We start from the raw sequence: 6,902 nt of genomic DNA on the forward strand, positions 1-6,902 counted from the left end.
TAGGCCGCTTTAAATTTAATTTGAACCGTAAACCTGTTCTTTGGTAAACCATCCGCTCTCTATAAGCTCTTTGTCTATATTGTCCTTGGTTATAGTAATAGGTGCCAACAACACTGAAGGTACATCTATTTTACCATTGTTAACCTTACTATTTACATCGGCTAATTCGCTGACCTCTTTGCCTTGCGCCATCTGCACAGCTAACTCCGCAGCTTTCTCGGCTTCTTTCCTCGCATCCTTAAATACCGTCATCGATTGAGTTCCTTCTATTATTCTCTTCACAGCGGCTAAATCAGCGTCTTGACCTGTTACCGGTACCTTACCTGCTAATCCCTGTGCGGCAAGCGCCTGTATTATGCCACCAGCAGTACCATCATTAGGAGCCAAGACCGCATCAACTTTATTGCTGTTGGCTGTAAGTGCATTCTCCATTAGTTTCATGGCTTGATCGGGTTTCCATCCTTCTATAGCCTGGTCATATGCTATAGTTATATCTCCTTTATCGGCCAAAGGCTGTATATATTTCATAGCTCCGGCTTTAAAGTATTTAGCGTTGTTATCGGTAGGTGAGCCAGAAAATATATAATATATCCCCTCAGGTACAAGATCAGTCAAGAACTTGCCTTGTAGCTCGCCTACTTTTTCATTATCGAATGATATATAAAGATCCACGTCGGTATTCATTATCATTCTGTCATAGGATATGACCTTCACGTCGGCTTTATGGGCCTCATCCACCATTGCTGCAGCCGAATCAGCATTTTGAGGAATTATTACTAGAAGATCTAAATTCTGACTCAAAAGATTTTCTATCTGACTGTTTTGAAGATTTTCGTCACCATTAGCTGATTGTATGAGTACTTCTGCTCCGAGCAATTCAGCTTTATTTTTGAATGCATCCCTATCCCTTTGCCATCTTTCTTCTTGCAACGTGGCTAGTGAAAGACCAATTCTTACTTTTGAGGAACTATCGTTGCCACTGTTGCTGTCATTTGACCCATTGCTGACATCACTTGTATTACCGGATGATGCTGGTTGATTTGAGCTGCTGCACCCGGCCATTATACCTACGAGCATTACAAGCACAGTCAGCAACGCCAATACTTTTTTTAAATTACGCATAAAACAAATCCTCCCTTTTTAATACTAAAAATTTTTATTTAGACAGAAACCTTATAGCTGAAATTTTTCTGTCAACTGCTTAAGCGCATCTGCCAATTCGAACAACGTCGATGAAGATGATGCTATCTCGCTAATGCTGGCCGTCTGTTCTTCTATAGCCGCAGCGGTTTGCTGTGTTCCTGCGGATGTTTGCTCGGCTATAGCTGCTATTTCATGAACAGAAGAATTTATTTTGCCTGTATAATCCACCATATGCTCAACCTGCCGATATATTTCATCGATCCTGCTGTCCACTTCATCGATTCTTGTTGAGATGTCGCTGAATGCGGCTCCAGCATTATGGGCTAACTTAGCATTCTCTATTATTCGGGCTGCGCTGGCAGACATTTGTTGGCTTACATTATCAGCACTTATTTGAATTTTCTTTATTGTTTGTGCAACATTATCGGATGCACGAGCTGTTCTTTCCGCTAATTGCCTTATCTCTCCGGCTACCACAGAAAAACCACGTCCCTGCTCACCAGCACGCGCAGCTTCTATAGCTGCATTTAAAGCCAACAAGTTGGTTTGCTTGGCTATATGCGATATGACTTCTATGATATCCCCTATCTGCTTGGACTGTTCTCTTAGCTGCTCGGCTTCTGTATCGGCAAATGAGACCACCGAGTTTAGGTCGTCCATCGAATTTATAAGTACGTCTACAGCTTGATTACCGTCTTCGGCTTCCTCTGCGGTTTTCATCGATATTTCCTTTGCCTTTTGGCCTGCTAACGATATATTATTTGCTATATTCTGGAGCTCACCTGTTGCTTCAGATGTCAATTGCATTTGTTGCGCCTGATCGCTTGCACCTTTTGATACTTCCTGCGTAATCAACGCTATTTGCTCGGCCGCATTCTCGTTTTGCTCGGTATGGTCTTTTATTTGTTGGGCTAAGTACAAAAGCTGCTCACTGTAATTCTTAATAGAAGCAACCATTTGCTTCAAGCTATTCACCATACTGCCAAATGCTGAGACCAACGCCGATACTTCATCTTTGGTTTTTATATCCGGTATATCTACATTAAGCTTTCCATCTGATATTTCCGATGCCGATCTGGTTATACTGATTATGGGATTGGCTATATTATTCGCAAACATTAACCCAATTGTTGCTAACAACCCTATAAATGCCAAAATCAAAACAATTATTATCATGCCCATGGTATTAGCTTGTAGGTTTAACTTATCCTTTTGCTCGGTATCATATGTAAGTTCCTCATTTATAAATGATTGTATATTGTCTGCTATAAAACCATACATTTTTTTTGCTTGATCATTAGCTTCTAGAGCAATGTCTACTTTTTTGTCGTTAACCGAACTAATAGCTTTATCAACGGCATCCTCAAAGCTGTCCATCGTATAGCTTACGCTATTTATAGCCTTCTTAGCGTTATCATCCTCGACAATATTTTGTACACGCTTCAGATCATCCCTTATCGAAGCTATGTTTTCTTGTATTTCATCCACATACGCTTGATCTGGAAGCTGAGTCACATACTTCGTAAGGATATCGGATATCTGCTTGGCCTTAATAGTTATATCATTGGCTTTTGTTACCCTTTCAACCATATTGTCGTAACGCGTCATATATGACCTCATAACAAAGAAAGAGGTCAGATTTGACACAGCGACTAATACTACTATAAGCATAAAAGCAAATAATAACTTTGTTTTCAGCTTATGCACGACATATTCCCCCTGTCTATCTATATAAGCACTGCCGCATCTACATTAAGTTTTTAAGGACTTATTTATTGTAGATGCGGCAGACGGAAGGGCTTTTCACACGGTACGTTTCTTACTGGAAACGTCCATCCACACAGCCAATACCAGTACCAGACCTTTAACGATAGTAAGTATGGAGTAGTCTATATTCATAAGACTCATGCCGTTATCTATAGACGCCATAACAAGGGCACCTATTATAGCACCAGGTACTGTGCCTACACCACCCAGCGTACTAGTCCCACCTATTATAGCCGATGCTATAGCATCCATCTCAAATCCGGTGCCGGCGCTCGTAGTAGCCGCATTCAGTCTGGATGTCAGCACTATTCCAGCCAATGCCGAGAGAAGACCCATGATGAGAAATATTGTCATGTTCGTCTTCTTTATATTGACACCGCTATAAGCCGCAGCTTCTCTATTGCCGCCAATAGCATACACGTATCTTCCAAATGTAGTATTGTTGGCAACAAATGTCATGATAATGACCAAACCGAGCACTATCAAAACGGGAATAGGTATGCCTTCATACGATATCATAATACCAACGAAGAGCGCTATAAGGACCAAAACACCTATAATCCTCATTATTTCCACATTCCAACTCGATACATCTATGCCGTACTTTATCTTCGCTTGGCGGCTTCTCATTTCAAAGATAAGATACGCTATACCGCCTATTATACCGAGCATTATGCTTATAGGCGAAGATATATACCCTTGACCTATAAGTTTAAAGCTATCGCTCAATGGTGAAATGGTTACGCCTTTGGTAACCAGCAATATAGCGCCTCTAAAGACCAGCATGGAACTCAATGTGGTTATAAAAGCCGGCACCCCTTGGTACGCTATCCAGAATCCTTGCCATAAGCCTATTAAAAGGCCAACAGCCAGTGTCACTATTATAGTCACAGGGGTGCTCCATCCATAATTGACCTGCATTATGGCCGCCAATGCTCCGGTAAATCCGGCTACTGAGCCGACAGACAGATCTATATGGCCGGCCACCATGACCAATACCATGCCGACTGCCAATATAGCCGTGATGGACATTTGCCTTATTAGGTTGGATAGATTTCGTGGCGTTAAAAAGCCGCCGCCGGTAAACGCGGTAAATATGATCCATATGACTATCAGCGCGATGATCATGGTATATGACCTCGCATCTATATTAATACGCTTTGATTTATCTGCCATTTATCATTTCCCTCCCGTAGCAGCTCGCATTATTATTTCTTGATCCGCATCTTTATAATTAAACTCGCCAGTAAACTTGCCTTCGTGCATTACCAGTATCCTGTCGCTCATACCCAATATCTCGGGCAGTTCGGATGAGATCATTACTATAGCAACGCCTTGTTCCACAAGTTCATTCATGATATTGTATATCTCGTGTTTAGCACCCACATCTATACCGCGCGTCGGTTCATCCAATATTAAAACCTTAGGCTCCGACATAAGCCATTTGGCTATTACCACCTTTTGCTGGTTGCCGCCGCTTAAATTGGCTGCCTTTTGCGCTATAGACGGCGTCTTTATGTTTAACTCTTTTACATATGACTGCGCATATTTAATCTTTTTGTTATTATCTATAACGGAAAACCGCGATATTTTGCTGTAATTCGGCAAAGCTATGTTTTCGGCTATATCCATAAGAAGAACCAGTCCGTAACGCTTTCTATCCTCCGAAAGGTAAGCTATACCATTGTGTATAGCATCTATAGGACTGTTTATCTCAACCTGTCTGCCATTTATATATACCTCGCCCTCTCTCCGAGCGCCAAAACCACCGAATATGCTGGAAGCCAGTTCGGTACGTCCCGCACCCATAAGGCCTGCTAAGCCTAGTATTTCGCCCCTTCTTATCTCAAAACTAACGTTATCGATCAATTTTTTATCTGGTATATCAGGATCATATACGGTATAATTCCTAATCTCCATAACCACGTCTTTGGCAGTATGCTCAACCCTGGGGAACTGCTCTGTAAGCTCACGCCCGACCATCGCTGCTATTATCTTATCCTCTGTCATATCGGCCACACAGTCAGTACACACGGTAGATCCATCGCGAAGTACCGTAACTGTATCGGCTATATGAAATATTTCGTCCAGCTTATGCGATATATATATGCATGTAACTCCTCTTTGTTTTAAATCCAAAAGTATCTTAAAGAGCAATTCGGTTTCAGCTTCGGTAAGTGCCGATGTCGGCTCGTCCAGAATCAATATCTTTGCATTTTTAGACAATGCTTTGGCGATCTCTACCATCTGCTGCATGCCTACACCCAGATTCATAACCTTGGTATGAGGGTTTATATTTATGTGGAGCTCTTTAAGGAACTTTGCGGCATCAGCATATACCTTATTCCAATCTATGACGCCATTTTTTACAGGCTCGTTGCCGAGGTATATATTCTCGCCAACAGTCATGTATTTTACTAGCGTAAGCTCCTGATATATTATGGCTATACCGGCATTTTCGCTGTCTCGTGTATTATTAAATCTCTTTATTTCGCCATCTATCACTATATCGCCTTCATAAGTTCCATATGGATAAACACCGCTTAATATTTTCATCAGCGTTGATTTGCCGGCACCGTTTTCACCGCACAACGCATGTATTTCCCCTTTTTTTACTTCAAATGTAACATTGTTTAATGCTCGGACACCGGGGAAATCCTTTATTATATTTCTCATCTCAATCACATATTCATCGCTCATGCCTATCCCTCCCGTCTTTACAGCCATAAGGAACAGTCTTATCGGCTGTTCCTTATGAACACATTCTTCCTTTTATGCTAATTTGAACCATAAACCTGTTCTTTGGTAAACCATCCGCTCTCTATAAGCTCTTTGTCTATATTGTCCTTGGTTATTACAACAGGGGTAAGCAGCACTGATGGTACTTCTATTTTACCGTTATCGACTTTGCCATTTACATCGGTTAATTCGCTGACCTCTTTGCCTTGCGCCATTTGGACGGCCAATTCGGCAGCTTTTTCCGCCAACACTCTCACATCTTTAAAGACCGTCATAGACTGCGTACCTTCCACTATCCTTTTTACCGCAGCCAACTCAGCGTCTTGCCCAGTTACAGGCACCTTGCCCGCCAAGCCCTGCGCGGCGAGCGCCTGTATTATGCCGCCGGCAGTACCATCATTAGGTGCCAGTACCGCGTCGACCTTATTATTATTCGCAGTAAGCGCATTTTCCATCAGTTTCATGGCTTCTTCGGGCTGCCAATCTTTTATAGCCTGATCATACGCTATAGTTATGTCACCTTTATCGGCCAGAGGTTGTATATATTTCATAGCTCCTTGTTTAAAAAGCGTTGCATTGTTGTCAGTTGGTGAACCGGCAAACACATAATAAACACCTTTGGGTACCAGATCGGTTAAGAATTTGCCCTGTAGTTCTCCTACTTTTTCATTATCAAACGATATATAAAGATCCACATCGGTATTTTTTATGAGCCTATCGTAAGAGATAACCTTTATACCGGCTTTATGGGCCTCATCGACCAATGCCGCCGCCGAATCAGCATTCTGCGGATCTAAAACCAAAATGTCGATCCCCTGCGTAAGAAGGTTTTCTACTTGGTTGTTTTGAAGGTTTTCATCGTTGTTAGCAGCCTGAACGAGCACTTCTGCCCCAAGCGACTCGGCCTTTTTCGTAAATGCGTCTCTATCTCTCTCATATCTTTCTTCTCTCAGCGTCGGCAACGAAAAACCTATCTTTATTTTGTCTGAGTTTCCATCATCCGAGCTGTTGCTGGTATTACTTGTATCATCGGATGATACTGGTTGATTTGAGCTGCTGCACCCGGCCATTATACCTACAAGCATCACAAGCACGGTCAGCAATGCCAATACCTTTTTTAAATTATGCATAAATCGATCCTCCTATCAGAATATTTTTATTGTTTATGGTTAATTATATAATGTATAATTTATAACGTCTCTGGAATAGTTTTATTTGTTTCTTAATTTATTTATTGAGATAGGAAGATCACT

Annotated in this window: 5 protein-coding genes; all 5 read right to left on the bottom strand. The window is 41.7% G+C overall.

Annotated features, from left to right (window positions below):
- Positions 1 to 15 precede the first annotated feature (15 nt).
- Positions 16 to 1,122 (bottom strand): D-xylose ABC transporter substrate-binding protein, encoded by a 1,107-nt coding sequence (gene xylF / locus JG770_RS00835; protein WP_291953942.1) that lies wholly within the window; start codon positions 1,120 to 1,122, stop codon positions 16 to 18.
- A 51-nt stretch (positions 1,123 to 1,173) separates the two neighbouring features.
- Positions 1,174 to 2,850, bottom strand: a complete 1,677-nt coding sequence (locus tag JG770_RS00840) for a methyl-accepting chemotaxis protein (protein WP_291953944.1) — start codon at positions 2,848 to 2,850, stop codon at positions 1,174 to 1,176.
- A gap of 96 nt (positions 2,851 to 2,946) precedes the next feature.
- Positions 2,947 to 4,086 carry a sugar ABC transporter permease gene (locus tag JG770_RS00845; RefSeq protein ID WP_291953947.1) on the bottom strand — a complete coding sequence of 380 codons (1,140 nt, stop codon included), beginning with the start codon at positions 4,084 to 4,086 and terminating at the stop codon, positions 2,947 to 2,949.
- Positions 4,087 to 4,089: 3 nt separating this feature from the next.
- A complete protein-coding gene (locus tag JG770_RS00850) occupies positions 4,090 to 5,610 on the bottom strand; it encodes a xylose ABC transporter ATP-binding protein (RefSeq protein WP_291953950.1) in 1,521 nt (506 codons plus the stop codon).
- 77 nt (positions 5,611 to 5,687) lie between these two features.
- The gene (gene xylF, locus JG770_RS00855; RefSeq protein WP_291953951.1) at positions 5,688 to 6,779 is read right to left on the bottom strand and encodes a D-xylose ABC transporter substrate-binding protein; all 1,092 of its coding nucleotides are present in this window, start codon (positions 6,777 to 6,779) and stop codon (positions 5,688 to 5,690) included.
- Positions 6,780 to 6,902: the final 123 nt, after the last annotated feature.

The organism is Mahella sp. (genome assembly GCF_020054945.1).
In the GTDB taxonomy this organism is placed as follows: domain Bacteria; phylum Bacillota; class Clostridia; order Mahellales; family Mahellaceae; genus Mahella.